General features: G+C 71.0%; 20 protein-coding genes. 12 read left to right on the top strand and 8 right to left on the bottom strand.

Annotated features, from left to right (window positions below):
• Position 1: 1 nt before the first annotated feature.
• From urtB to ACWZJV_RS04245, 11 genes are read left to right on the top strand one after another with little or no spacing between them, the layout of a single operon-like run.
• On the top strand, positions 2-886 hold the full coding sequence (urtB, locus tag ACWZJV_RS04295; protein WP_008357723.1) for an urea ABC transporter permease subunit UrtB: 885 nt from the start codon (positions 2-4) through the stop codon (positions 884-886).
• Positions 883-1,971 carry an urea ABC transporter permease subunit UrtC gene (gene urtC / locus ACWZJV_RS04290; RefSeq protein WP_457180344.1) on the top strand — a complete coding sequence of 363 codons (1,089 nt, stop codon included), beginning with the start codon at positions 883-885 and terminating at the stop codon, positions 1,969-1,971. The genes urtB and urtC overlap by 4 nt, the downstream gene beginning before the upstream one ends.
• Positions 1,968-2,762 (top strand): urea ABC transporter ATP-binding protein UrtD, encoded by a 795-nt coding sequence (urtD, locus tag ACWZJV_RS04285; protein WP_457180343.1) that lies wholly within the window; start codon positions 1,968-1,970, stop codon positions 2,760-2,762. The genes urtC and urtD overlap by 4 nt, the downstream gene beginning before the upstream one ends.
• Entirely contained in the window at positions 2,762-3,439 is a 678-nt protein-coding gene (locus ACWZJV_RS04280) for an ATP-binding cassette domain-containing protein (RefSeq protein ID WP_457180342.1), read from the top strand. Before urtD ends, ACWZJV_RS04280 begins: the two co-directional genes overlap by 1 nt.
• Positions 3,440-3,458: 19 nt before the next feature.
• Positions 3,459-3,761 (top strand): urease subunit gamma, encoded by a 303-nt coding sequence (locus tag ACWZJV_RS04275; protein ID WP_008357715.1) that lies wholly within the window; start codon positions 3,459-3,461, stop codon positions 3,759-3,761.
• A gap of 8 nt (positions 3,762-3,769) precedes the next feature.
• Complete coding sequence (ureB, locus tag ACWZJV_RS04270) at positions 3,770-4,105, top strand: urease subunit beta (protein WP_231380232.1); 336 nt, start codon at positions 3,770-3,772, stop codon at positions 4,103-4,105.
• Complete coding sequence (locus ACWZJV_RS04265) at positions 4,105-5,799, top strand: urease subunit alpha (protein ID WP_457180341.1); 1,695 nt, start codon at positions 4,105-4,107, stop codon at positions 5,797-5,799. The genes ureB and ACWZJV_RS04265 overlap by 1 nt, the downstream gene beginning before the upstream one ends.
• Before the next feature lie 5 nt (positions 5,800-5,804).
• Positions 5,805-6,467 (top strand): urease accessory UreF family protein, encoded by a 663-nt coding sequence (locus ACWZJV_RS04260; RefSeq protein ID WP_457180340.1) that lies wholly within the window; start codon positions 5,805-5,807, stop codon positions 6,465-6,467.
• Positions 6,460-7,215 (top strand): urease accessory protein UreG, encoded by a 756-nt coding sequence (gene ureG / locus ACWZJV_RS04255; protein WP_457180339.1) that lies wholly within the window; start codon positions 6,460-6,462, stop codon positions 7,213-7,215. Before ACWZJV_RS04260 ends, ureG begins: the two co-directional genes overlap by 8 nt.
• Positions 7,190-7,942: an urease accessory protein UreD gene (locus ACWZJV_RS04250; protein WP_457180338.1), complete on the top strand. Its 753-nt coding sequence runs from the start codon at positions 7,190-7,192 to the stop codon at positions 7,940-7,942. The genes ureG and ACWZJV_RS04250 overlap by 26 nt, the downstream gene beginning before the upstream one ends.
• A 13-nt stretch (positions 7,943-7,955) precedes the next feature.
• On the top strand, positions 7,956-8,981 hold the full coding sequence (locus ACWZJV_RS04245) for an Atu2307/SP_0267 family LLM class monooxygenase (protein ID WP_457180337.1): 1,026 nt from the start codon (positions 7,956-7,958) through the stop codon (positions 8,979-8,981).
• Between the two features lie 13 nt (positions 8,982-8,994).
• On the opposite strand, the gene ACWZJV_RS04240 is transcribed toward ACWZJV_RS04245, so the two are convergent.
• From ACWZJV_RS04240 to ACWZJV_RS04215, 6 genes are all read right to left on the bottom strand, one after another.
• Positions 8,995-10,464 carry an NCS2 family permease gene (locus ACWZJV_RS04240; RefSeq protein ID WP_457180336.1) on the bottom strand — a complete coding sequence of 490 codons (1,470 nt, stop codon included), beginning with the start codon at positions 10,462-10,464 and terminating at the stop codon, positions 8,995-8,997.
• A gap of 204 nt (positions 10,465-10,668) precedes the next feature.
• Entirely contained in the window at positions 10,669-11,586 is a 918-nt protein-coding gene (locus ACWZJV_RS04235; protein ID WP_457180335.1) for a GNAT family N-acetyltransferase, read from the bottom strand.
• A 258-nt stretch (positions 11,587-11,844) separates the two neighbouring features.
• Positions 11,845-13,401, bottom strand: a complete 1,557-nt coding sequence (locus ACWZJV_RS04230; RefSeq protein ID WP_457180334.1) for an FAD-dependent monooxygenase — start codon at positions 13,399-13,401, stop codon at positions 11,845-11,847.
• A gap of 13 nt (positions 13,402-13,414) precedes the next feature.
• A complete protein-coding gene (locus ACWZJV_RS04225) occupies positions 13,415-14,638 on the bottom strand; it encodes a serine hydrolase domain-containing protein (RefSeq protein WP_457180333.1) in 1,224 nt (407 codons plus the stop codon).
• Between the two features lie 35 nt (positions 14,639-14,673).
• Entirely contained in the window at positions 14,674-16,509 is a 1,836-nt protein-coding gene (locus ACWZJV_RS04220; protein ID WP_457180332.1) for a CocE/NonD family hydrolase, read from the bottom strand.
• Between the two features lie 50 nt (positions 16,510-16,559).
• Positions 16,560-19,241, bottom strand: coding sequence for a helix-turn-helix transcriptional regulator (locus tag ACWZJV_RS04215; RefSeq protein WP_457180331.1), 2,682 nt, complete (start codon positions 19,239-19,241; stop codon positions 16,560-16,562).
• Between the two features lie 106 nt (positions 19,242-19,347).
• Between ACWZJV_RS04215 and ACWZJV_RS04210 the strand changes: the two genes are divergently transcribed.
• Positions 19,348-20,355: an N-acetyltransferase family protein gene (locus ACWZJV_RS04210; RefSeq protein ID WP_457180330.1), complete on the top strand. Its 1,008-nt coding sequence runs from the start codon at positions 19,348-19,350 to the stop codon at positions 20,353-20,355.
• A gap of 41 nt (positions 20,356-20,396) precedes the next feature.
• On the opposite strand, the gene ACWZJV_RS04205 is transcribed toward ACWZJV_RS04210, so the two are convergent.
• Entirely contained in the window at positions 20,397-22,832 is a 2,436-nt protein-coding gene (locus tag ACWZJV_RS04205) for a GH92 family glycosyl hydrolase (protein WP_457180329.1), read from the bottom strand.
• A 63-nt stretch (positions 22,833-22,895) separates the two neighbouring features.
• Positions 22,896-23,987, bottom strand: a complete 1,092-nt coding sequence (gene nemA / locus ACWZJV_RS04200; RefSeq protein ID WP_457180328.1) for an N-ethylmaleimide reductase — start codon at positions 23,985-23,987, stop codon at positions 22,896-22,898.
• Between the last annotated feature and the right edge of the window lie 14 nt (positions 23,988-24,001).

Below are 24,001 nucleotides of genomic sequence, written 5' to 3'. Positions count from 1 at the left end.
GTTGGACGCGCTGCTCGCCCAGGTCTTCACCGGCGTCTCCGCCGGTGCGGTCCTGCTCCTCATCGCCCTCGGGCTCACCCTGACCTTCGGTCAGATGGGCGTGATCAACATGGCCCACGGCGAGTTCATCATGGCCGGCGCGTACACCGCCTATGTCGTCTCGACGATCGTCGCCAGCACCGAGCTGAGCCTGCTGATCGCGCTCCCCGCGGGGTTCGTGATCGGCGGCCTGCTCGGGCTGGCGCTCGAGGCGAGCGTGCTGCGGTGGATGTACGCCCGTCCGCTGGACACGCTGCTGGTCACCTACGGCGTCGGGCTCGTCCTGCAGCAGGTCGCGCGCGACATCTTCGGGGCTCCGGCCAAGGAGGTGCCCGCGCCGGGCTGGCTCGACGGGTCGATCCCGATCCTCGGCTACGACTTCCCGCTGACCAGGCTCTTCATCCTCGTCCTCGCCGCGGTCTGCGTGGCGGCGCTGCTGGCCGTGCTCCGGTTCACCGCGCTCGGGCGGCAGATCCGGGCGACGGTCGGCAACCGCGACCTCGCCGAGACGATCGGCATCTCCACCCGGCGCACCGACCAGGCCACCTTCTTCATCGGCTCCGGCCTCGCCGGCGTGGCCGGGGTGGCGCTCACGCTGCTCGGCTCGACCGGCCCCAACCTCGGCACGTCCTACATCGTGCAGGCGTTCCTGGTCGTCGTGGTCGGTGGCATCGGCCACCTCAAGGGCACCATCGCGGCGGCTCTCGGCATCGGTCTGCTGCAGGCGTTCCTCGCCCACGCGCTGACCGGGTCGGTCGCGCAGGTGATCGTCTTCCTCGCGATCGTCGCCTTCCTGCAGCTGCGCCCGCAGGGCATCCTCTCGGTCCGCACCAGGAGCCTGGCATGAAAAGGATCTATCCGTACGTCGGCTGGCTGCTGCTCGCGGTCGCCCTGCTCGTCCTCGCCCCGGCGGTGCTCTCGGACTTCCGGCTCGGTCTGCTGGCCAAGTACTGCTGCTACGCCATCGCCGCGGTCGGCATCGGCCTGGCCTGGGGCCGCGGCGGGATGCTGGTGCTCGGCCAGGGGCTCTACTTCGGCATCGGCGCCTACGCGATGGCGATGCACCTCAAGCTCGCCGACGCCGGTCCGGGCGGGGTGCCGGACTTCATGGCGCTCTACGGCGACGCCACGGTGCCGGGCTGGTGGGAGCCGCTGCGCAGCGGCGCTCTCGCGCTCGTCGTCATCCTGGTCCTGCCGGCACTGGTGGCGGGCCTGCTGGGCCTGGCTGTGTTCAAGCGGCGGATCAAGGGGGCGTACTTCGCCATCCTGTCGCAGGCGCTGGCGGCAGCCTTCGCGATCCTGCTCGTCGGCCAGGTGAAGACCACCGGCGGCGCCAACGGGCTCAACAACTTCCAGGGTTTCTTCGGGTACGCCCTGTTCGACCCCGCCAACAAGCGGATGCTCTACTTCATCGCCGCCGGGATCCTGCTGGTCTCGATCCTGGCGATGGCCTGGCTCTACCGCACCCGCTTCGGTGAGCTGCTGGTCGCGGTGCGCGACGGCGAGGAGCGGGTCCGCTTCCTCGGCACCGACCCGGCGAACGTCAAGCTCGCTGCGTACGTCATCGCGGCCGTCCTGGCCTCGATCGGCGGCGCGCTCTTCGTGCCGATCGCCGGGATCGTCTCGCCCGACGACGTCGGCGTGGTCGCCTCGATCGGGCTGCTCGCCGGGGTCGCGCTCGGTGGCCGGGCCTCGCTGCTCGGCCCCGCTGTCGGCGCGCTCCTGGTCGGGTACGCCGAGACCTCGCTCTCCGAGGCCTTCCCCGGGTCGTGGTCCTACTTCCAGGGGGCGCTGTTCGTGCTGGTCATCCTGCTGTTGCCGGGTGGGCTGGCGCAGCTGTTGGGGCTGGTGAAGGGCCTGGTCTCGCGCCGCTCGGAGGCCGAGAGGTCCGAAGAAGCGAATACGCGGGTGGGGGAGGAGGTGGCGGCATGACCGTGGAGACGTTGCAGGTGAGTGACCTGAGGGTCGAGTTCGACGGGTTCGTCGCGATCGACGGGGTGTCCCTGACCCTCGAGCCCGGCCGGCTGCACTTCCTGATCGGCCCCAACGGTGCCGGGAAGACGACGCTTGTGGACGCCCTGACCGGCCTGGCGAGCGGAAGTGGTGAGGCGCGCTATCGCACACGCGACTTGCTCACGCTGGCATCGCACCGGATCACCCGCCTCGGGGTGGGACGTACGTTCCAGACCGCGACGGTCTTCGAGGAGCTGAGCGTGCTGCAGAACCTCGACATCGCCGCCGGCGTCCATCGGGCGCGGTGGCGGCTGATGCTGCCGCGGCGGGGCATGCCCGAGCAGGTGGCCGAAGTGCTGGAGACGGTGGGGCTCACCGAGCTCGCGGACCGTCCGGCCGGGGTGCTCTCGCACGGACAGAAGCAGTGGCTGGAGATCGGCATGCTGCTGGTGCAGGACTCCTCGGTGATGCTGCTCGACGAGCCCGTCGCCGGGATGTCGGCCGAGGAGCGCGAGGAGACCGGAGAGCTGTTGCGCCGGATCAGCCCGGGGCGCACCGTCGTGGTCATCGAGCACGACATGGACTTCGTCCGCCGGTTCGCCGACGTCGTCACCGTCCTGCACGCCGGGAAGGTGATCGCCGAGGGCACCGCCGCCGAGATCCGCGAGGACGCCGAGGTGCAGCGGGTCTACCTGGGAGACACCGTCGCCGCCGTGACCGAGGCGAGCGCCCCGACGAGCACCGAGACGAAGACGGGGGAGGACGCCTGATGCTGAGGATCGAGTCGGTCACCGGCGGCTACGGTCGCACCACGGTGCTCCACGAGGTCAGCCTCGAGGTCCCGTCCGGCGCCGCGGTGGCGCTGATGGGACACAACGGCGCCGGCAAGACGACGCTGCTCAAGGCCGCGGCCGGGCTGGTCCGGCCCAAGAGCGGCCGGGTGCTGCTCGACGGCGAGGACGTCACCGCGCTGCGGCCGAGCGCTCGGGTGAAGCGCGGTCTCGGCTACGTCCCGCAGGGGCAGCAGAGCTTCGGCGACATGACCGCGCTGGAGAACCTCCAGCTGGTCGGCGACCGGGCCGGGATCAGCGAGATGCTCGACCTGTTCCCGGCCCTGAAGGACCTGCTCGGGCGACGCGCCGGGCTGCTGTCGGGCGGTCAGCGCCAGCAGCTCTCGATCGCGCGTACGCTGCTGACCAGGCCGAGGCTGCTCATCCTCGACGAGCCGACCGAGGGCATCCAGCCCAACGTGGTCGCCGAGATCGAGCGGGTGATCTCCGAGCTCACCGGACGCGGTGACCTCAGCGTGCTGCTGGTCGAGCAGCATGTCGGGTTCGCGCTGCGTACGGCCTCTGCCTACTACATCCTCGAGTCCGGCCGGATCACCGCGAGCGGTGACGGCGGGTCCGGGGCCCACGAGCACGTCCGATCCCAGTTGGCCGTCTAGAGAGTCGAGAGTTGGCGCCATGCATCTGACCCCGTCCGACACCGAGAAGCTGCTGCTGTCCGTGGCCGGGATGGTCGCGCGCGACCGGCTCGCCCGCGGGGTGCTCCTCAATTACCCCGAGTCGGTCGCGCTGTTGTCCACCTGGGTGATCGAGCGGGCCCGGGAGGGCGCCCTGGTCTCCGACCTGATGACCCAGGGCCGCGCCGTGCTGACCCGCGAGCAGGTCATGCCCGACGTGGTCGACATGCTCGTCGAGGTGCAGGTCGAGGCCACCTTCCCCGACGGCCGCAAGCTCGTCACCATCCACCAGCCCATCGCCTGAAGCGGGAGATGTCCATGCAGTCCAGCGGCCCCGGAGCCGTACGCGTCGCCGACGGCACCATCCGGCTCAACACCGACCGGAGCGAGTCGGAGCGGCGTACGTTGGTCGTCCTCAACACCGGCGACCGGCCGGTCCAGATCGGGTCCCACATCCACCTCGCCGAGGTGAACTCGGCGCTCTCCTTCGACCGTGAGGCAGCCGAGGGCTTCCGCCTCGACATCCCCGCGGGCACCTCGCGCCGGTTCGAGCCGGGTGCGTCCCGGGAGGTCGCGATCGTGGCGTTCAAGGGTGCCCGCGTCGTACCCGGCATCCAGATCAAGCACAGCCAGATCGAGGAGGCGTGATGGTGGAGATCAGCAGGACCGAGTACGCCGCGCTCTACGGCCCCACGACCGGCGACCAGGTGCGCCTGGGTGACACCGACCTGTGGATCGAGGTCGAGGACGACCTGACCGTGGGCGGTGAGGAGTCGGTCTTCGGCGGCGGCAAGTCGATCCGCGAGTCGATGAACCAGTCCACGGTCTCCTCGGCAGACGGTGCACTCGACACGGTGATCACCAACGCCCTGGTGCTCGACCACTGGGGCATCGTCCGCGCCGATGTGGGGATCCGCGCGGGCCGGATCGTCGCCCTGGGGCGCTCCGGCAACCCCGACATCGCCGACGGCGTCCACCCCGACCTGATCATCGGGCCGGGCACCGACGTGGTCAGTGGTGAGGGGAAGATCCTCACCGCCGGGGCCATCGACGTCCACGTACATCTCCTCTCCCGGTCCCAGATCGTCGAGGCGATCTCGACCGGGACCACCACCATCGGCGGCGGCGGCACCGGACCCTCGGAGGGCTCCAAGGCCACCACGGTCACCGGGGGGCCGTGGCACCTGGCGACCGTCCACCGCGCGCTCGACGACCTTCCGGTCAACCTCCTGCTGATGGGCAAGGGCAACACCGTCTCCGCCGCCGGGCTGGCCGAGCAGGCGCTGGCCGGCGCCGCCGCCTACAAGGTCCACGAGGACTGGGGCTCGACCCCGGCCGCGATCGACGCCGCGCTGCGGGCCGCCGACGAGCACGGCCTGCAGGTCACGCTCCACTCGGACTCGCTCAACGAGGCGGGCTACCTGGAGTCGACCGTCGCCGCGATCGCCGGCCGCTCGATCCACGCCTTCCACGCCGAGGGCGCCGGGGGAGGGCACGCGCCCGACATCCTGTCGGTCGCCTCGCTGCCGCACGTCATCCCCGGCTCGACCAACCCGACCCTGCCGCACACCGTCAACACCGTCGCCGAGCACCTCGACATGCTGATGGTCTGCCACCACCTCAACCCGCGGGTACCCGAGGATCTCGCCTTCGCCGAGTCCCGGATCCGGGCGACGACGATCGCCGCCGAGGACGTGCTCCACGACCTCGGTGCGTTGTCCATCACCTCCTCCGACGCCCAAGCGATGGGCCGGATCGGCGACGTCATCTGCCGCACCTGGCAGGTCGCCCACGCGATGAAGGCCCGCCTCGGCCCGCTGGGCGGTCCGGCCGACAACGTGAGAGCGAAGAGGTACGTCGCGAAATACACGATCAACCCCGCCATCGCCCACGGGATCGCCGCCGAGGTCGGCTCCGTCGAGCCCGGCAAGATGGCCGACCTGGTCCTGTGGGACCCGCGGTTCTTCGGCATCCGGCCCGAGGTCGTCATGAAGGCCGGCGCCCTGATCTGGGGTGCTCTCGGCGACCCGAACGCCTCGATCCCGACCCCGCAGCCGGTGCTCATGCGGCCGGCGCTGGTCGGGCCGGGGGCTGATCACGCGGTCTCGTTCGTCGCTCCGTCGGCGCTGGATGCCGGGCTCGCGGACCGCCTCGGCCTGCGCCGCCGCCTCGTCGGGATCGAGCCGACCCGGGAGATCGGGAAGGCACAGATGATCAACAACGACGCGACCCCGGACATCCGGGTCGAGCCCGAGACGTTCCGCATCCAAGTCGACGGCGAGCTGATCGAGCCCGCCCCCGCGACCGAGCTGCCGCTGACGCAGCTCTACTCGATGTTCTGAGCGCGATGTCCGAGAACCTGCTCATGATGCTGCTGGCCGACGCCCGCCTCCCGGTCGCCGGCCACACCCAGTCGGGCCAGCTGGAGGCGGCCGTACGCTCCGGCCTCACCGCCGAGCAGGTGCCGGTCTTCATGCGGTCGCGACTGGCCAGCGTCGTACGGGTCGAGGCCGGCACGGCGGTGGTGGGACTGCACCGGCTGCGCGCCGGGCTGCCGCTGGAGCCGGTCCTGGACGCGTGGGCGGCACGCACCCCGGCGGCGCCGATGCGGGACACCTCGCGCACCCTCGGCCGGGCACTGCTGCGCCTGGTCAGGCGGCTGTTCCCGGACTCGCCGCACGTCGCGGAGGTGGCCGCCCTCGAGCGGCCGTGCCGTCCGCTCGTCCTGGCCGCGGCGGCCGCCACCGGTGGCCTCGCGCCGGCGTCGCTGGGCCGGCTGGTGGCGTACGACGACCTGCAGACCGTCGCCTCGGCAGCCCTCAAGCTGCTGCCCCTCGACCCGCTCGACGCCACCTCATGGGTGCACGACCTGCTCCCCGAGGCGGAGCGGCTCGCCACCGAGGTCGCCCCGCTCACCGACCCTCATCAGATCCCGGCGCCCAGTGCGCCCCAGCTCGACCTGTGGGCTCTGGCCCACGCCGACACGACCAGGAGGTTGTTCAGTGCCTGAAACTGTGACGAAGGATGGGACGACGGACGGCAGGGGACTGCGCATCGGAGTGTGCGGCCCCGTCGGGACCGGCAAGAGCTCGCTGATCGCGCTGCTGTGCCGCGAGCTCTCCGCCGACCTGGAGATCGGCGTGGTCACCAACGACATCTACACCGACGAGGACGCCCGCTTCCTCCGCTCCGCGGGGGTGCTCGACCCGGCCCGCATCAAGGCGGTCGAGACCGGCGCCTGCCCGCACACCGCCATCCGCGACGACGTCACCGCCAACCTGATCGCCGTCGAGGAACTCGAGGAGGAGTTCGCGCCGCTCGACGTGGTCCTGGTCGAGTCGGGCGGTGACAACCTCACCGCGACCTTCTCCCCGGCGCTGGTCGACACCCAGATCTTCCTGATCGACGTCGCCGGCGGAGGCGACGTCGCCCGCAAGGGCGGTCCCGGCATCGAGCGCGCCGACCTGCTGGTGGTCAACAAGACCGACCTGGCCCCGTACGTCGGTGTCGACCCGGACGCGATGGTCTCCGACGCGGGGTCGGTTCGCGAGGGCCGTCCGGTCATCGCACTCTCCCGCACCGACCGGGCCTCCGTCGAGGCGCTGATCGGCTGGGTCAGGTCCGAGCTGGCCCGGCACCGCGGTGGGTCCCTCGTCCCCGCCGACCCCGGGCCGATGGCGCCGCACTTCCACGCGGACGGCACCAGCCACGCCCACGATCACGACGCCGAGCATGTCCACGACCATCAGCACGCCTGAGCTGGCCAGCGGCTCCCTGACCCGGGTGCGGGTCGGGGCGGTCGACGGCGGCCGGGTGCGGGTGCAGACCGACGTCGCCGGCCCGGCGACCGCGCCGGCGCTGCGCCCGATGCTGCTCGCCAGCGACGCCCGCTCCGCGCGGATCTCGCTGGTCCCCGACGGCGCGATGCTGCTGGCCGGCGACCACGTCACGATCGACGTCGAGGTGGGGGAGGGCGCGAGCCTGACCCTGGTCGAGCCGGCCGGGACGGTGGCGTACGACATGGACGGGGGGCGGGCGTCCTGGTCGGTCCGGATCGCCCTGGCGGCGGGCGCCACCCTGGTCTGGGCGGGCGAGCCGTTCGTCGTCTCCGCCGGCGCCGACGTCACCCGTGACACCCGGGTCACCCTCGCGCCGGGCGCCCGGCTCGCACTCCGCGAGACCCTGGTCCTCGGCCGGCACGGCGAACGCCCCGGCCGGGCGAGCACCACCTGGTCGGCGTACGGGCACGACGGCCGCCCCGTCCTGGTCGAGTCGCTCGACCTGGACGCGAGCTCTCTCGCCCCCGGCCTCCTCGGCCCGCACCGGGTGCTCGGGTCGGTCACGGCGCTCGGGCAGGAGATCGCACCCGACGCCTTCCCGGACGGCCGGCTCGACCTCGAGCACGGAGGGACGCTGTGGCGTCACCTGGCGAGCGAGGCCCACGAGATCCCGCGCGAGCCCTGGGAATGCGCCACGACTGGTTGAGGTTTCAACGGGCGTGACTGACATCGAGTTCGGCCTGGACACCTTCGGCGGGGTCACCCGCGACGCCGAGGGCAAGCCGCAGCATCACGCGCAGGTGATCCGCAACATCGTCGAAGAGGGCGTGCTCGCCGACCAGGTCGGGCTCGACTTCTTCGGGGTGGGGGAGCACCACCGCCGTGACTTCGCCGCCTCCAGCCCGGAGATGGTGCTCGCCGCGGTCGCCTCGCGCACCGAGCGACTGCGTCTCGGCTCCGCGGTGACCGTGCTGAGCTCGGACGACCCGGTGCGGGTCTTCGAGCGGTTCGCGACCCTCGACGCGGTCTCGAACGGCCGCGCGGAGATCGTCGCCGGACGGGGCTCGTTCACCGAGTCGTTCCCGCTGTTCGGCTTCGACCTTGCCGACTACGAGGAGCTCTTCGAGGAGCGCCTCGAGCTGCTCGCCGCGCTCCTGAAGGAGGAGAAGGTCACCTGGGAGGGCCGCACCCGCGCGGCGCTCACCGACCAGGAGGTCTTCCCGCGCACCGAGAACGGGCTCACCGCCTGGGTCGGCGTCGGCGGCAGCCCGGAGTCGGTCGTACGCACCGCCCGCCACGGCTTCGGCCTCTTCCTGGCGATCATCGGCGGTCCGGCCGACCGGTTCGCGCCCTACATCGACCTCTTCGAGCGCGCCCAGGACGAGTTCGGCGTGCCGCGGAAGCGCGTCGCCGTCCACTCGCCCGGGTTCGTCGCCGAGACCGACGAGCTTGCCCGCGAGACGGTCTACGAGGGCTGGCTGGCGATGCGTACCCAGATCGGCCGCGAGCGCGGCTGGCCTGCGCCGAGGCCCGGCGACTTCGAGCGCGAGATCGAGGGCGGGTCCCTCTACGTCGGCTCGCCCGACACGGTCGCCCGGAAGCTGGCCGGCACCATCAAGGTGCTCGGCGTCGACCGGTTCGACCTGAAGTACGACCAGGGCCAGGTGCGCCACGAGGACCTGATGAGCTCGATCGAGCTCTACGGCACCCAGGTCGTGCCGCTCGTCAAGGACATGCTGGGCTGATCAGCCCGATCGATCAGCCCAGCCAGCTCGAGATCGGGTGGATCGCGAAGTAGACGGCGAACATGACCGCGACCAGCCACATCAGCGGGTGGACGGTCCTCGCCCTGCCGCGGACGACCTTGATGAGCACGTAGGCGAGGAAGCCGGCGCCGATCCCGACCGAGATCGAGTAGGTGAACGGCATCAGCGCGATCGTCAGGAACGCCGGGATGGCGATGTCCGGGTCGGCCCAGTTGATGTCCTTGACCTGCTGCATCATCAGGAAGCCGACCAGCACCAGGGCGGGCACCGCCGCCTCCGAGGGGATCACGGTCACCAGCGGAGCCAGGAACGTGGTGAGCAGGAACAGCACGCCGGTCACGACCGCGGCCAGCCCGGTCCGCGCACCCTCGCCGACGCCCGAGGCGGACTCGACGTAGGAGGTGTTGGAGGAGACACCACCGGCACCACCGGCCGCGGCGGCCAGCGAGTCGACGACCAGGATCGAGCGCGTACGCGGCGGGGTGCCGTCCTCGCGCAGCAGCCCGGCCTCGGCGCCGATCGCGGTCATCGTGCCCATGGTGTCGAAGAAGTCGGCGAGCATGAGCGTGAAGATCAGCAGCACCGCGGTCACGATGCCGACGTTCTGGAACGAGCCGAGCAGGTTGAACTCGCCCAGCGTCGCGAACGAGGGCCAGTCGACGATCCTGTCCGGGAGGGCCGGTACGTTGAGCGCCCAGCCGGTCGGGTTCTCGGCGCCGCCGGCGCCGAGGTCTGCGATCGCCTCGACGATGATCGCCAGCACCGTGGTCACCGCGATCGAGATCAGGATCGAGCCGCGCACCTTGCGCACCCACAGGGTGATGACCAGGACGAGGCCGATCACGAAGACCAGCACCGGCCAGCCCGCGAGCTGCCCGGTCGGGCCCAGTTGCACCGGCACGGTGGTGTTCGCGGCGTCGGGGATGCGGCGTACGAAACCGGCGTCGACGAAGCCGATCACCGCGATGAACAGACCGATACCGACCGAGATCGCGGTCTTGAGCTCACGCGGCACGGCATGGAAGACCGCCTCCCGGAACCCGGTGAGCACCAGCACGAGGATCACCAGACCCTCGAGCACCACCAGTCCCATCGCGTCGGCCCAGGTCATCTGCCCGGCGATCGAGAACGCCACGAACGCGTTGAGTCCGAGCCCGGTCGCCAGCGCCAGCGGATAGTTGGCGACGAGGCCCATCAGGATCGTCATCACGCCCGCCACCAGCGCGGTCCCGGCCGCGATCGCGGCCAGGTTGTCGCCGCTCGTGCCACCGAGGAGGTCGCCGTTCATGTCGTCCGCGAACCCGAGGATCAGCGGGTTGAGGGCGACGATGTAGGCCATCGTGAAGAAGGTGACCACGCCACCCCGGACCTCGCGCCCGACGGTCGAGCCACGCGCGCTGATCTGGAAGAACCGGTCAAGAGCGTTGGTACGTGACGGGGTCGATGTGCTCACGCCCCGCATCTTCGCAGATGGAGACGGTTGTTCGACGCAGTCCCCGCGGTGCGCGGAGATCACACGTCGGTCGAGCGTGCTCACCGGCCAGCGCGCGACGCCTGCTTTCGCGACTGACCGCCCGGCGGGCAGGTCATCGAGATGACAGGAGAGCTCCGCGCCGGCTGAGCGGGCTGCTCAGCCGGCGCGGGATCTGTACGAGGTCGGTGCGCGTTACAGCGGGCGGTCGAACATCTTTCGGTTGGCGAAGTTCGTGAAGCCGGCGCGTTCGAATGCCTTGACCATGGCGATGTTGTCGGTGTCGCAGTCGCCGCGGAGCTCGGTGACGCCGGTGGCGGCCAGCAGTTGGGTGCCGCGGGCAACGACGCTGGTCGCGTAGCCGTGGCCACGGCCGACGGGCGCAACCGCGACCAAGCCGATGACGGCCGAGTTCGGAGCAAGCGCCGGCATGCTGATCGCGACGGGGACGTCTTGCGCGTCGTACCCGATCTCGAACCAGCCCAGCTCGTGCTGAAGCTCCATCATCTCGGCGACCATGCGCTCGGCGGCGCCGCGGAGTCCGTGCTCGGCGATCTCGGCCAGGAAGATCGAGTCCTTGGTGTCGGTGAAGGTGTCGGCGAGCAGCTCGATGAAGGGATCCGTGCCCAGCTCGGCCATCGACCGCCAGCGCAGGCGTTCGTCCTGCACGGGCACCGGATCCCCGGCGGTCCATTCGAACCGGCAGCCGTCGCGCGTGAGCATGAACCCGGCGGTGGTCAGCACCTTCTCGCGCAGTGCCGGGTCCCGCTGGTACTGCGGAGCCTGCGCGGGCGAGTCCAGGACGTGCCCCTGCGACTCGGCCCCGAGGGAGCGTGCCACCTCGGCGGCCTCAGCCAGCAGTGCCACTCCGGTGTCGAGATCCCTGGGTTCCAGCAGCACGATGTCCATCGGCACCGTCCGTCCGGGGATCGTCCACAGGACGACGTTTCCGATCAGGCGACCATCGGCCTCGGCGACCAGACACCATTCCGGTCGGGTGCAGCCCCTGTCCAGCAGACTGGTCAAGTAGGCCGAGGTTGCGTCGTTGCGTTCATCGTCGTTCGGATGAATGGTCAGAGCAGGCAGTTCGTCGGGACGCGCAAGGCGGATCATCGTCCCGGTCGTCGTCCCGGTCGTCGTCTTGGGGGGCGTCATGGTCAGAGTCCTTCGTCAGTCAGGGTGGGTAGTGGTGCGTAGCGGAGAACGGCCGGCGCCGACGTACTCACGCCCGGGTCTTCGCAGAAGGCGACGGGGGTCGGACGGGACACGTCCTGGTTCTCCGCCTCTCCGGCAGGAGCCGGTATCGGCGTCCTCGTCATCGCGTTGATCGCCGCGATCCCCATCAGTGGCCCCCACGGCGGCCAGATCATGTCATCCATGACGAACCCGCAGACGTCGGTCGTCAGGGCTGCCGACCCACGACGACAGGGCCTCAGCCAGACCCGCCTCAGAGGTGCCGGCGGGTTCGTCGATCGTGGCGGCCCAGGCGACGTGGCCGTCCGGGCGGATCAGAAGAGCGTCGGCCGGGCGATCGTCCGTCTTGGCGGTGCGGATGTCGAGGTGAGGCTCCCAGGGACGGGCGGTCTCCCGAAGGTCCGCGCGCTCGGCGAGGTCGAGCAGCACCGGGCGTGCGGTGTGCAGCAGCTCGGCGACGCTGGTGGCGCCGTCGTCGGTGTGCAGCATGAGGTCGGGCACGAACGTGCCGGTCAGAGGGTGGTCGTTGGGGTTGGGCAGCGGGTAGCGGATGTCGGCGCCGGCGATGAGGGCTCCCATGCGTCGCACCGGCTGTTCATCGGTGAGAAGCTCCTGGAATACGGCCCGCAGCGCTTCCGCGGCGGGGTCGTGCCCGCGCCGCAGCGCCACCTGTGCCTGCGTGTGCAGCATGGTGCGGGCACCGGCGAGATGGCGTTCCTCGTGATAGGTGTCCAGCAGGTCGGCGGACGCCCTGCCCTGAACCTCGGCGGCCAGCTTCCAGGCGAGGTTGACCGCGTCGAGCATGCCGGCATTGATGGCGACGCCGGTGGCAGGGAACAGATGGGCCGCATCACCGGCGAGCAGGATCCGACCGACGCGGTAGCGTTCGGCCTGCCTGGCCTTGAACGTGAAGCGCGAGAGCCGATGCGCCTGTGCCACCGGAAGGTCCGCGCCGAGCACGCGGCGGATGCTGTTCTGCATCTCGGTCACCGACAGCGGAACGTCATCGTCGTACTCGGTGGCCTCGTCCTCGATCGTGTAGACCGACAGCACCTCCGACGTGGGTGACGCCGCCATCCCGAACAGACCGCGGTCCGTTCTGGTGAAACCCCCGCGGATGGTTCCGAATCCGGGCAGCTCGAGGTCGCCGCCCTCGAGCCGGGTCACCGAGTCGGGCACGGTGATCTGGGCCAGCCGGTTGACCTCGGGATAGACGGTGCCGGGGAACGGGATGCCGGCCATGTCGCGAACCCGGCTGCGGGCGCCGTCGCAGCCCACCAGATAGCGGCCGCTCACCCGGTAGGTGCCGTCGGGTCCGCTGACCTCCGCGGTCACCGCGTCGGCGTCCTGGCTCACCGCCAACACCTGATGTCCGCGCCGGATGTCGACGCCCAGCTCGTCGGCCCGTTCGCCGAGGACCCGCTCGAGCTTCTGCTGGGGCAGCGGCAGGGCGTGCATCGGGGACTCCGGCAGCTGGGTGAGATCGACATGGACGCCGCCGAACGGGAACCGAGGAGGCGGAAGCGGGTCGGTGCAGGCCGCTTCGAACCGCTCCAGGAGGCCGCGGTAGCGCAGCAGCTCCAGGATCTGTCCACCGAGACCGCCCGCCTTGGGGGTATCCCGGGGTCGCGGCTGCCGCTCCAGCACCAGCGGCCGAACCCCGGCCAGACGCAGCTCGGCAGCCAGCATCAGGCCGGTCGGGCCAGCGCCCACGATGATCACGTCGGTATCCATCAATTCACTCCCGTCAGTTCGAAGTCTGCTCGTCGCAGAACGCTGCGTTGACGAGCTTCGGCAGTGCCGCGAGGAACGGCCCGGACACGGATCCTGCGGCGTCATCCACATAGTTCAGCGAGGCGGTCAGGGTCTTGCTGCCGTCGGGCGTGCTGTACATGAGCGTCCCGTAGCCTTGCACGCTGCCGTTGTGGTGGACGACAGCGACGCCGCAGCTGGGCGGGGGGAAGGGGACCGGCGGCGTGCTGCTGTCCTGCATGAACAGACCCAGGCCGTAGCCGACTCCCGGGTACGGGGTGCGCATCTGGTCCAGCAAGGGGCCGGGAACGAGCTTGCCGTTCATCAGCGCGGAGATGAACCGCTGGAGATCCCGGGTGGTCGAGATCATGTCGCCGCCGGCCGAGACCCAGGACGGGTTCTGGCGGGTGACGTCGACGGTCTTCTCCTGGCCGGCGTCCTCGTACCGGTAGTAGGCGTGGGCGTGCGGCCCGGAGATCTCCGGCGTGGTGCCCGGCACCGTGGTGCCCGACATCCCGAGCGGTCGCAGGATCCGGCGTCTCGTCTCCTCGGCGGCGGAGTGGCCGGTGACCTTCTCGATCAGCAGCCTGGCCAGGATGTAGTTGGTGTTGGAGTAGCTCCAGCTCGTCCCCGGTGTGAACTTCAACGGCTTGGACAACGCGAACCGGACCAGGTCCTCCGGCAAATAGGTGCGGAACCGGTTGTCTACCCATTCCTTGCCTGACCAGGTGATCCCGGGCACGTACGCCTCGCTGGCGTCGGTGTCGCCGGTGTGGTTGAACACCCCGCTGGTGTGCTGCAGCAACATCCGCACCGTGATCCGCCGGTCCAGCGGGAACTGGGTCAGGTAGTCGGCGGCCGGGGTGTCCAGCCCGATCCTGCCTTCGGCCACCAGTTGCAGCACCACGGTCGCGGTGAGGGTCTTGGTGACGCTGCCGACCCGGAACCGCCCGTTCGTGGGCGGCTTCGCGGACGCTCCCCGTTTGCGTGTCCCGGCGCTGCCGGCCCACCCGCCCCGTTCGTCGTGGACGCGCACCTGGATCCCGGTGAAGCCGGAGTTGACGAAGGCCTGCATGGCCTCCCGCAACTCCGGACGATCCGGCCTGGTGGCAGCGCTGCCGGTTGCGGGTGCGGCTGCTGTGGCCAGCAGCGTGGCCGCCAGCGTCGTGACCGCCACACGCCGGAGTCCCGGTGTCGTGCGGAGCCTGTTGTTCTTCATCTTCCTGGCCTCTCTCTGTGGGGGTGTTCGCCGGGTCATCTCGTGACCAGTGGCAGTGAGATCGAGGTGCCGGCGAGGTCGATGGTGACCGTGGCGCCGGTGCCGGGTTCGGCGTCGGTGACGTCGTCGTTGGTTCCGGTCAGGATCAGGCCCAGCCGGTGCCCTGCCTTGAACTCGTAGTCCTGGGGCAGCATCTTCCAGGTGATCTGGTAGGCCTTGCCCGGCGTCAGCGGTGTCGGGTCGCTCAGAGACGCCCGGTTCTGTGCGTCCATGAACCCCCGGGTGACGACCTGGAAGTCGGAGTCGATCGTGCGGTCGGCCATCCGCCGGTAGCAGCTGCTGTCCTCGGCCGTGCTCGCGCCGACACAGTCCTCGCCGTCGGCCCACTGGAGGCCCTGCCACTGGGGGTCGGCGCCGTTGATCCGCGTGTCCTGGCCGTAGTCGACGAGCAGGACACCCAGGTTGGCGGTCGGCTCGTCCAGGGTGACCCGCAGGCTCACCGACGGCGTTCCGGACAGCCGCGTCGCGCGCTGCAGCGGTGAGGTGAGGTAGGCGAGCCGGTGGGGGTCGGTGCCGGAGGGATCGGCGGCCACGGCGGCCTCGGTCTGCAGGGTGTCGACGTAGCTGCCGGTGCCGGTCGACGGCGTCCGGCCCAGGGAACCGTCCCGTCGCGGTCGCAGGGTCACGGTCCGCGTCGGCGCCGGCCAGTCGGCCTGGGTGATCCAGCGGTCCGGGCCGAGCTGCACGTCGGCGCGAGGCCGGCGCAGGATGTCGTTGGGGACGCCCATCAGCTCGTGGTCGAACCACTGGTGCAGGGTCTCGACCCACGCGTCCCGGCGGGCCCAGAACGGGTCGAGGTGTCCGTACTGAGTGACCCACACCTTGCGCTGCACGGTGCGAGGCAGCTTGGTCCACCACGTGGAGAACTCGTCGGCCGGCACGTTTCGGTCCTGCATGCCGTACACGCCGAAGACGCTGGCGCGTACGTTGCGTACGTTCGACACCGGCCCGGTCCGGTAGTCGAGCTCGTGCCAGTAGGCGTTGTAGTTGCCGGTCGCGTCATCCGAGCCGGCCCTCATGCGCTGGTGCGCCGCGGCGCACTTCTCGTCCGGGTCGACGTCGACCCACGTGGCCATGAACTCCTGCCCGCCCGTGACGTCGGTGAGGGTGCCGTTCGCTCGCCACATCTCGTACCAGCTGCTCGGGCCGGCGAGCGGCACGATCGTCTCCAGCCCCGGCACGCCGGTCCCGGCGACGCCGATGGCGAGCGATCCCTCGTAGGAGTGGCCGATCATCCCGGTACGACCGGTGGTCCAGGTGGCCTCCACCGGCTTGCCGTCGTCGTCGTACGCGGTCGCCCGGCCGTTCAGCCAGTCGATGACGGCCTTGCCACCGAGCACGTCGGACGGACCGCCGGAGGTCGGGCAGCCGTCGGAGAGCCTGGTGCCGATCATGTCGACCGACACGTACGCGTACCCGCGGGGCACGAAGTAGTTGTCATAGAACAGCGGGAACTTCGTCGGGTTCCCGTCCGCGTCGTAGGTCTTGTGGTCCAGATGGAAGCCGACACCCGGTTCGTCGTAGTACGGGCTCTCGTGCATGATCACCGGGACCTTCAGCCCGGAGCTCGTCTCCTTCGGCCGGATGATGTCCACCCGGACGAGGTCCTTCTCCCCGTCGCCGTCGCTGTCGACGGGCGACTGCACCCGGACGTGCTCGCGGATGGCGTCCTGATAGGAGAAGACGGGCTGGGTGGTCCCGCCGGAGACCTCGATCGTCGGCGTCGCGGAGGCGACGGGAGCGCCGCCGACCACGAGCGTGGTCGCGAGCGTGATGGTGGCGAGGATTGCCCTCGATCGCGATGTGGACATGACCACGAAGGTAGAAGCCGGCCCGGGGCCACCGAATCGGTCACGACGACTTAACTCGACTTCTGCACGACTGCAGCGAGCTCTCCGCGGGAGGAGACGCCCAGCTTGGGGTAGGCGCGGTAGAGGTGGTGGCCGACCGTGCGCGGGCTGAGGAACATCTGGGCTGCGATGTCTCGGTTGGACAATCCCTGTGCGGCGAGCGTCACGACCTGCAGCTCCTGCGGCGTGAGCAGGGCCAGCACGCCCGGATCTCGCCGGGTCGTCGTGGCGGCACCGCCCGCGACCAGCTCGCTGTGGGCGCGGTCGGCCCACGGGCGGGCGCCGATGTCGTCGAAGGTCTCCAGCGCCGCGGCGAGCTGTTCGCGCGCCTCGGCCTTCCGGCGGGTGCGGCGGAGCCATTCCCCGTACAGCAGCCGGGTACGGGCGTGCTCGAATCCGCGGCTGTCGCGCTCGTGAATCGTCAGCGCGCGGTGGAAGGCGTCGTCGCCGGGGGTCAGGAGGGCACGGCAGCGGTGCACGACTGCCTCGATCGCCGGTTCGGGCGCCCGCCGGGCCAAGGGCTCGAAGCGGGCCAGTGCCTCAGCGGCCAGGTCGTGGTCACCCAGCCGTACCGCGGCCTCCACGAGGTCGGGCAGGCTGCGTTCGACGGGCAGCAGATGCTGTGCGTTGTCGTGATAGAGGGTCATCAGCTGGTCGAGCGCCTCCTGCGCTCTGCCGTACCCCAGCTCCAGCATGCCCAGCGCCCACGTCGCCCGGTGCGCCCCTCCGGCATGCTCGAGTGCCTGGCTGGCAAGCCGACGGCAGTTGTCCTCGTCGCCCCGGATGGCCAGCAGGTAGGCCTGGGTGCCGGCGGCGACGCTGGCCCAGTGGTCCTGCCCGGTGGTCTCGGCGATGTCGAGTGCCTCGGCGGCCGTGGCCATCGCGTCGCGGTACCGACCGAGGAAGGTCTGGGCGGCCGTCGCGTAGTAGAGGGCGGAGGGCAGCACCCCCACCCGCCCCTGTGCGCGGGCCTCGGCGGAGACCAGCGTGGCCAGCTCCAGCGCCTGCTGGTCCAAGCCACCCATGAGCGCGACGCCGCTGGTGATGAGCAGGTCCCTGACCTCGTCGGCGCGGGACTCCGCGGCGCGGGCGATCACCTTGGGGAGATCCGGCGGGCGCTCGGTGGCCCTGTCGAGCGTCAGTGCGGTCAGCCATCGCTGCAGTGTCAGCACCGGCCAGGCGGGATCGTCCTCGGGCAGTCGGAGCCGGTCGAGCTGGGCGGAGTCGGCCGTGGCGAGCCTGCTGTCGTTGGCGAACCAGGTCGTCTGCAGGACCTCCACCATGACGGCGACCGCCTCGCGCGGATCGTCCTCGGCGCGGCGGGCGGCTTCGGCCAGCAGGAGTGCATGTGCCTCGTGCAGGTCGCCGCGGCTCACCGCCGCGGTGGCCAGCACCCGGACCAGCGTCAGATGGGTGCTCGGAAGCTGTACGCGGGGGAGGGCCCGTTCGGCCAGGGTCTGGGCTCGCGTGAGCTGACCGGCCTCCATCGCCGCCTCGGCCGCGCCGGCCAGCAGCAGCGTGCGCTGGTCGGCGTCCTCGGCCAGCTGCGAGGCGCGCTCGTAGGCGGCCGCCGCGGCGGCGTAGCCCTTGCGGGTCAGGGCGAGCGCCGCGGTTCGGGCCAGCTCCGCGGCGACGTGGGCGTCGGGACTCGTGGCTGCGGAGGCCAAGTGCCAGGCGCGCCGATCGGGTTCCGCCACGGCCGTCGCGAGCGCCCGGTGTGCCCGTAGCCGCTGGTCGAGCGGTGCGCCCTGGTAGACGGCGGCGCGCACCAGCGGGTGGCGGAAGGTGAGATGCTGCCCGGTCACGCGGATCAGCCCGGCCTGTTCGGCCGGGGCCAGGTGCTCGACATCCGCACCGAGGTCCGTCGCGGCGCGGAGAACGACCGCGAGGTCGCCGGTGTCGTCCGCCGCGGCGACCAGCAGCAACGCCCTCGTCGGGCCGGACAGTCGGAGCGCCTGAGCGTGGAAGGCCAGCTGCAGACGGCTGGTGAGCGGCAGCACGCCGGTCGTGTCGGCGGTGCGCAGAGCGGCCGGGAGCTCCATCAGTGCGAGCGGATTGCCGCCCGCCTCGGCCAGGACGCGCCCCCGCACCTCGGGCGCCAGATCGCCGTCATGCTCGTCGACCAGAGCAGCCGCCGCCTCGACCGAGAGCCCGGTCAGGTGCAGGTCGGGCAGGCCGGGCGCGGGGAAGGGCACGTCACCGGTGCGGACACCGAACAGCATGACCACGTCCTCGGCCCCGAGCCGGCGAGCGGCGAACAACAGCGCCTCGGCAGAGGGCCGGTCCAGCCACTGTGCGTCGTCGATGATGCAGAGCACCGGAGTCCGTTCGGCGATGCAGGACAGCAGGGTCAGGACGGCCAGGCCCACCAGCATCCGGTCGGCCGGTGGGCCCGCGGCCAGCCCGAACGCGCCCTCGAGCGCCTGCCGCTGGGGTTCGGGCAAGGCGGGCAGGTGCTCGGCCAGGACGGGGTGGAACAGCAGGTGGAGGCTGCTGAAGGGGAGCTCGGCCTCCGACTCGATGCCGAGCCCGCGCAGCACCGGCATGTCGCTGCGGGAGGCGATCTCGTCCAGCAGCGCGGTCTTGCCGATGCCCGGCTCGCCGCGGATCACGAGCGCGCCACTCACACCGTCGCGGGCGGAGTCCAGCAATCGGGTGACGGCCTCGATCTCGGACTCTCTCCCGTGCAGCACGGGCGTCAGGTTAGACCCAGACGACTGATAGCCGTGGCCGAATCGAGTCGGCAATCAGGTCGTCCTTCCTGATTCGTCCGGCACCGTGCCGATCTAGCGTGATGTCATGTCGAGCATCGAAGGAACCACCGCGCCTCACCCCGTCCACATCCACGCGCCGTCCTGGATGTCTGCCGAGCAGGCACTGTCCTGGCACGCGGTCCTGGCCGCGTCGCTGGCGCATGATCTGCCCGGCCAACCGCCACCGACGCCGAAGCAGGTGCATGCCCAGCTCACCACGGCCGGGTTGGACAGTCGCCGGCTGTTCTGGTTGGCGACCGAGGCGGACGGCACGGTCGTGGGTGTCGCGGCCCTGCGGCTGTTCACCCGCCCCGGGCAGGAGCATCTGGCCGAGCTGGAGCTGCACGTGCACCCTGAGTGGCGCCGCCGAGGGGTCGGCTCGCAGTTGCTGGCGCAGGTGGTCTTCGCTGCCCGGGTGGAGGGCCGCCGCAGCCTGATCACCAGCGTCGCCGACATCGAGCCGGGCACCGCCTTCTGCGCCGCGAGGAGCTTCCGCCGCGTCCTGACCCTGCGGCACCTGCTGCTGGACCTGTCCGAGGTGGACGACAGTGCGGCGGACGACAACCCGGCCGGCTACCGGCTCGTGTCCTGGGAAGGGACCGTGCCCGACGACCTGGCGGGCACGTTCGCCACCGCCAAGAACGCGATGAACGACATGCCCACCGGCGAGATGAGCTACGGCGAGCAGCGCTGGGACGCCGACCGGGTCCGCGCCATGGCCCGGGTGCTGGCTGATCGCGGCGACACCCTGCTCACGGTCGCCGCCCTCGACGGCGACGTCATGGCCGGGTTCACCGAGGTCGTCATCCGGGCGGGCGAGGAACAGCTGGCGCTGCAGTACGACACCGTGGTGGTGCCCGAGCACCGCGGACACGGGCTGGGCCTGTGGTTGAAGGCCGCCATGGTCCGGCGGCTGCGCGAGGATCACCCCGGCATCGGCGCGATCGAGACCGACAACGCCGACGACAACACCCACATGCTCGCCGTCAACGAGAGGCTCGGCTTCCGTGAGCACCGCCGAGCTCACGAGTACGAGCTGGACGTGTCCGGCTGAGAACGACGGGGGACGACGGGAGAACGACGTCGCTGACCGGTCTATCCGCCGGTGGTGCGGTAGACCGGCAGGTCGGCCTCGGCGGTGCCCCAGGCCCGGTTGGGCTGGGCGCCGACGTCGATGCGTACGGTGCCGCCGCGGTTCATCACCGACTCGGGAAGCCACGACCGGGTGCGGGGGGCGCCGTCGAGGGTGACCGACTGGACGTAGACGTTCTCGGCGCTGGCCTGCGGTGACTCGATGACGATGTCGACACCGTTGCCGCGGTGGATGGTGACCCGCTCGAAGACCGGGCTGGAGATCAGCATCTCGGCGCGGGCGGGGTCCTGCGGGTAGATGCCCATCGTCGAGAAGACGTACCACGCCGACATGGTGCCGAGGTCGTCGTTGCCGGGCAGGCCGCGCGGTCCGGTCCCATAGGCCAGCGATGCCATCGCGCGGACCGTCTCCTGGGTCTTCCAGGGCGCGCCGAGGGCGTTGTACATCCACGGCACGTGGATGCCGGGCTCGTTGGTCGGGTCGTAGCGCAGCGCGTCGCCGCCGGTGTACTGCCAGGAGCCGTCGGCCTTGTGGAAGAACGCGTCCAGCCGCTGGATCGCCCGCTCGCGTCCGCCGACGGCCTCGGCCAGGCGGGCGACGTCGTGCGGCACCATCCACGTGTACGTCGCGCTGCTCCCTTGCGCGAAGCCGGTCTGTGTCGACGGGGTGAAGCCGGCGACCCAGCTCCCGTCGGCGTTGCGGGCCTGCTGGTAGCCGGCAGTCCCGGTGGCGGGATCGGTGGCCGCGGGGTTGAAGGTGTGCTGCCACCAGCCGGCCCGTTCCATCAGCGCGTCGGTCTCGGCCGAGGAGGCGCCGAGGCGGCGGCCCCAGTCGGCGAGCGAGTAGTCGGCGACGGCGTCCTCGAGGGTCTCCGCGGCGCCACCCCAGCAGCGGCAGGTGTCCTGAGGCGCGTACCCCTTGGCGAGGTAGTCGGCCAGGTTCGGCCGCTGGCCGATGCACTGCCCGGGACAGCCATAGCTGGACAGGCCGTCGGGGTGCGGCACCGTCGCCTGGCGGACGAGCGACTCGTAGGCGCCGGCGACGTCGAAGTTGCGGACGCCCAGGGCGTAGAACCCGGCCAGGGTCGGGGCAGAGGGGTCGCCGGTCATCACGTGGGTCCAGCCGCTCAGGTGGACCCAGCGGTCCCAGACGCCGCCGTGCTGGCGGGAGTAGGCGTGCAGCGAGCGGGCGAGGTCGCCGGCCACGCGCGGCTCCAGGAGGGCCAGCAGCTGCGTGTGGGCGCGGTACTGGTCCCAGCCGGAGAAGTTGCCGTACTGCGCCTGCTGGCCGCGCTCGATCCGGTGCACCTCCTGGTCGCTGCCCCAGTAGGTGCCGGCCACGTCGGAGATCACGTTGGGCTGCAGGTAGGAGTGGTAGAGCCCGGTGTAGAACGCGGTCCGCTCCGCCGTGGTGCCGCCGGCGACCTCGATCGAGGAGAGCGCCCTGCGCCACTCCGCACGAGCGTCCGAGGCGACCGTCGAGACGGTGTCGCGCCGGCCGATCTCGGCGTCGAGGTTGGCCTCGGCCGCCGCCTGGCTGGTGTAGGAGATCCCGATCCGCATCCGCACGCTCCGGTCTCGGCTGGGGTCGAAGGAGACATAGCCGCCCGAGCCCTGTCCCTGCCGGGCCGCGCCGGTCTCGTAGCCCTCGCCTCCGCGCGCCTCGGTGCTGCCCGGCTGGAGCTCGCCGTTGACCCAGGTGCCGTGGCCGGAGAAGGCGCGGTCGAACTGCGCGGTGAAGTAGAGGCGGTAGTAGGAGCGCTTGTTGCTCCCGCCGCCGTTGCCGCGTCGGCCGCAGAACGCGCCGGTGAGCACCGAGCCGCTCACCGTCCGCCTCGCCTCGTCGATCCGCGTCACCGCGGTCTCGCTGCCGTTGAGCGAGTTGGAGGTGCGGAAGAGGAGGTTTGCCGGCTTGTCGGCCGGGAAGGTCAGGTCGCTGACCGCCGCCCGGGTCGTCACCGCGGTGTCGACCTCGGCCCCGTTGGCCAGTCCCAGCCGGTAGTGCCCCGGCTCGGCCAGCTCGTCGGCGTGGCTGAAGCTCGAGGCGTACGTCGCATCCGTCACGTCCGCGGTCGGCGACCCGGTCATCTCACCGGTGTGCGGGAAGATCGGCACGTCACCGGCGGCGCCCGGGTGACAGCCGGCGCCGTTGACGTGGGTCAGCGAGAAGCCGCGCAGCCGGGTGGTGTCGTAGGAGTAGCCGTTCGACGCGGCGGTGTTGGTCTGGTCGCCTGCGGTCGAGGTCGGGCTGAAGGAGATCATCCCGAAGGGACGTACCGCTCCGGGGTAGGTGTTGCCGCCGTTCGCCGATCCGATCAGCGGGTCGACGAGCGCCACCGGGTCACCGGTGGGCGGGGCGGCGGCCTGAGCCGCCGAGAGCGCGGTGAGTGCGCTGCCGAACAGCGCGAGGGACAGGGCACATGTCGCGAGAACCCGCATGGCGGAGAACGATTCCAGAGGAATGTCCTCCGCCGTGCGGGTTCAGGTGAGGGACGGGTGAACTCAGGCGGTCCACTCGGGATAGTCGGTGTAGCCGGCCTCGCCGCCGCCGTAGAAGGTCGACAGGTCGGGCTCGTTGAGCGGCAGGCTCTGCTCCAGGCGCCGGGGCAGGTCCGGGTTCGCGATGAAGGTGCGTCCGAAGGCGGCCGCGTCGATCAGGTCGGCCTCGAGCAGGCGGGCGGCCTTCTCCGGGGTGTAGGCGCCGGCGGCCACGATCGGGCCGGGGTGGGCGGCGCGCAGCTGCTTGCGGTAGTCGTCGGTCAGCTCCGGGCCGCCGGCCCAGTCGGGCTCGGACAGGTGCAGGAACGCGATGCCGCGCTTGCTGATCTCGGCCGCGAGGTAGAGGCCCATCTCGGCACCCTCGGGGTCCTCGAGACCGTTGAAGGAGCCGATCGGGGAGATCCGGATGGCGACGTGCTCGGCGTCCCATTCGGCGATGACCGCGTCGAGCACCTCGAGCGTGAGCCGGGCGCGATTCTCCAGGGAGCCGCCGTAGGAGTCGGTGCGCTCGTTGCTGCTCGCGCTGGCGAACTGGTGGAGCAGGTAGCCGTGGGCGGCGTGGATCTCGACGAGGTCGAAGCCGGCCTCACGGGCGTTGCGCGTGGCGCGACGGTAGTCGTCGAGCAGATCCGCGATCTCGGAGGTCTCCAGGCCACGTGGCGTGGGGCAGTTGACCCGGGTCGGGGTGCCGTCCTCGCCGCGTACGGTCGTGCGGTTGCGGTAGGGGAGCGCGGAGGCGCTGACCGGGAGGTCGCCGTCGTGGAACGACTCGTGGGAGACCCGGCCGGTGTGCCACAGCTGCGCCGCGATCCGGCCGCCCGCCTCGTGGACGGTGTCGGTGACGTGCCGCCAGCCCTCGACCTGCTCGACCGAGTAGATGCCCGGGGTGTCCATGTAGCCCTTGCCCTGCGGCGAGATCTGCGTGCCCTCGGAGACGATCAGCCCCGCCGAGGAACGCTGGCGGTAGTAGTCGGCCATCAACGGGTTGGGTACGTCGCCCGGTCGGCTGGCGCGCATCCGGGTCAGCGGCGCCATCAGGACGCGGTTGGGGAGGGTCGTCGAACCCAGGCTCAGCGGCGAGAACAGTGAGGTCATGTGGCGCTGAACTG

It is taken from the genome of Nocardioides sp. WG-D5 (assembly GCF_054031175.1).
The sequence above is the reverse complement of the archived record's forward strand: the minus strand, read 5'-3'. Positions and strand labels throughout refer to the sequence as shown.

Excerpts from the sequence above, each read along its gene's own strand:
- ACWZJV_RS04265 (WP_457180341.1), top strand. The coding sequence starts at position 4,105 with ATGGTGGAGATCAGCAGGACCGAGTACGCCGCGCTCTACGGCCCCACG.
- ACWZJV_RS04230 (WP_457180334.1), bottom strand. The coding sequence starts at position 13,401 with ATGGATACCGACGTGATCATCGTGGGCGCTGGCCCGACCGGCCTGATG.
- nemA (WP_457180328.1), bottom strand. The coding sequence starts at position 23,987 with ATGACCTCACTGTTCTCGCCGCTGAGCCTGGGTTCGACGACCCTCCCC.
- ACWZJV_RS04205 (WP_457180329.1), bottom strand. The coding sequence starts at position 22,832 with ATGCGGGTTCTCGCGACATGTGCCCTGTCCCTCGCGCTGTTCGGCAGC.
- ACWZJV_RS04220 (WP_457180332.1), bottom strand. The coding sequence starts at position 16,509 with ATGTCCACATCGCGATCGAGGGCAATCCTCGCCACCATCACGCTCGCG.
- ACWZJV_RS04225 (WP_457180333.1), bottom strand. The coding sequence starts at position 14,638 with ATGAAGAACAACAGGCTCCGCACGACACCGGGACTCCGGCGTGTGGCG.
- ACWZJV_RS04260 (WP_457180340.1), top strand. The coding sequence starts at position 5,805 with ATGTCCGAGAACCTGCTCATGATGCTGCTGGCCGACGCCCGCCTCCCG.
- ACWZJV_RS04235 (WP_457180335.1), bottom strand. The coding sequence starts at position 11,586 with ATGATCCGCCTTGCGCGTCCCGACGAACTGCCTGCTCTGACCATTCAT.
- urtC (WP_457180344.1), top strand. The coding sequence starts at position 883 with ATGAAAAGGATCTATCCGTACGTCGGCTGGCTGCTGCTCGCGGTCGCC.
- ACWZJV_RS04240 (WP_457180336.1), bottom strand. The coding sequence starts at position 10,464 with ATGCGGGGCGTGAGCACATCGACCCCGTCACGTACCAACGCTCTTGAC.
- ACWZJV_RS04280 (WP_457180342.1), top strand. The coding sequence starts at position 2,762 with ATGCTGAGGATCGAGTCGGTCACCGGCGGCTACGGTCGCACCACGGTG.
- ureB (WP_231380232.1), top strand. The coding sequence starts at position 3,770 with ATGTCCATGCAGTCCAGCGGCCCCGGAGCCGTACGCGTCGCCGACGGC.
- ACWZJV_RS04275 (WP_008357715.1), top strand. The coding sequence starts at position 3,459 with ATGCATCTGACCCCGTCCGACACCGAGAAGCTGCTGCTGTCCGTGGCC.
- ACWZJV_RS04250 (WP_457180338.1), top strand. The coding sequence starts at position 7,190 with ATGTCCACGACCATCAGCACGCCTGAGCTGGCCAGCGGCTCCCTGACC.
- ACWZJV_RS04210 (WP_457180330.1), top strand. The coding sequence starts at position 19,348 with ATGTCGAGCATCGAAGGAACCACCGCGCCTCACCCCGTCCACATCCAC.
- urtD (WP_457180343.1), top strand. The coding sequence starts at position 1,968 with ATGACCGTGGAGACGTTGCAGGTGAGTGACCTGAGGGTCGAGTTCGAC.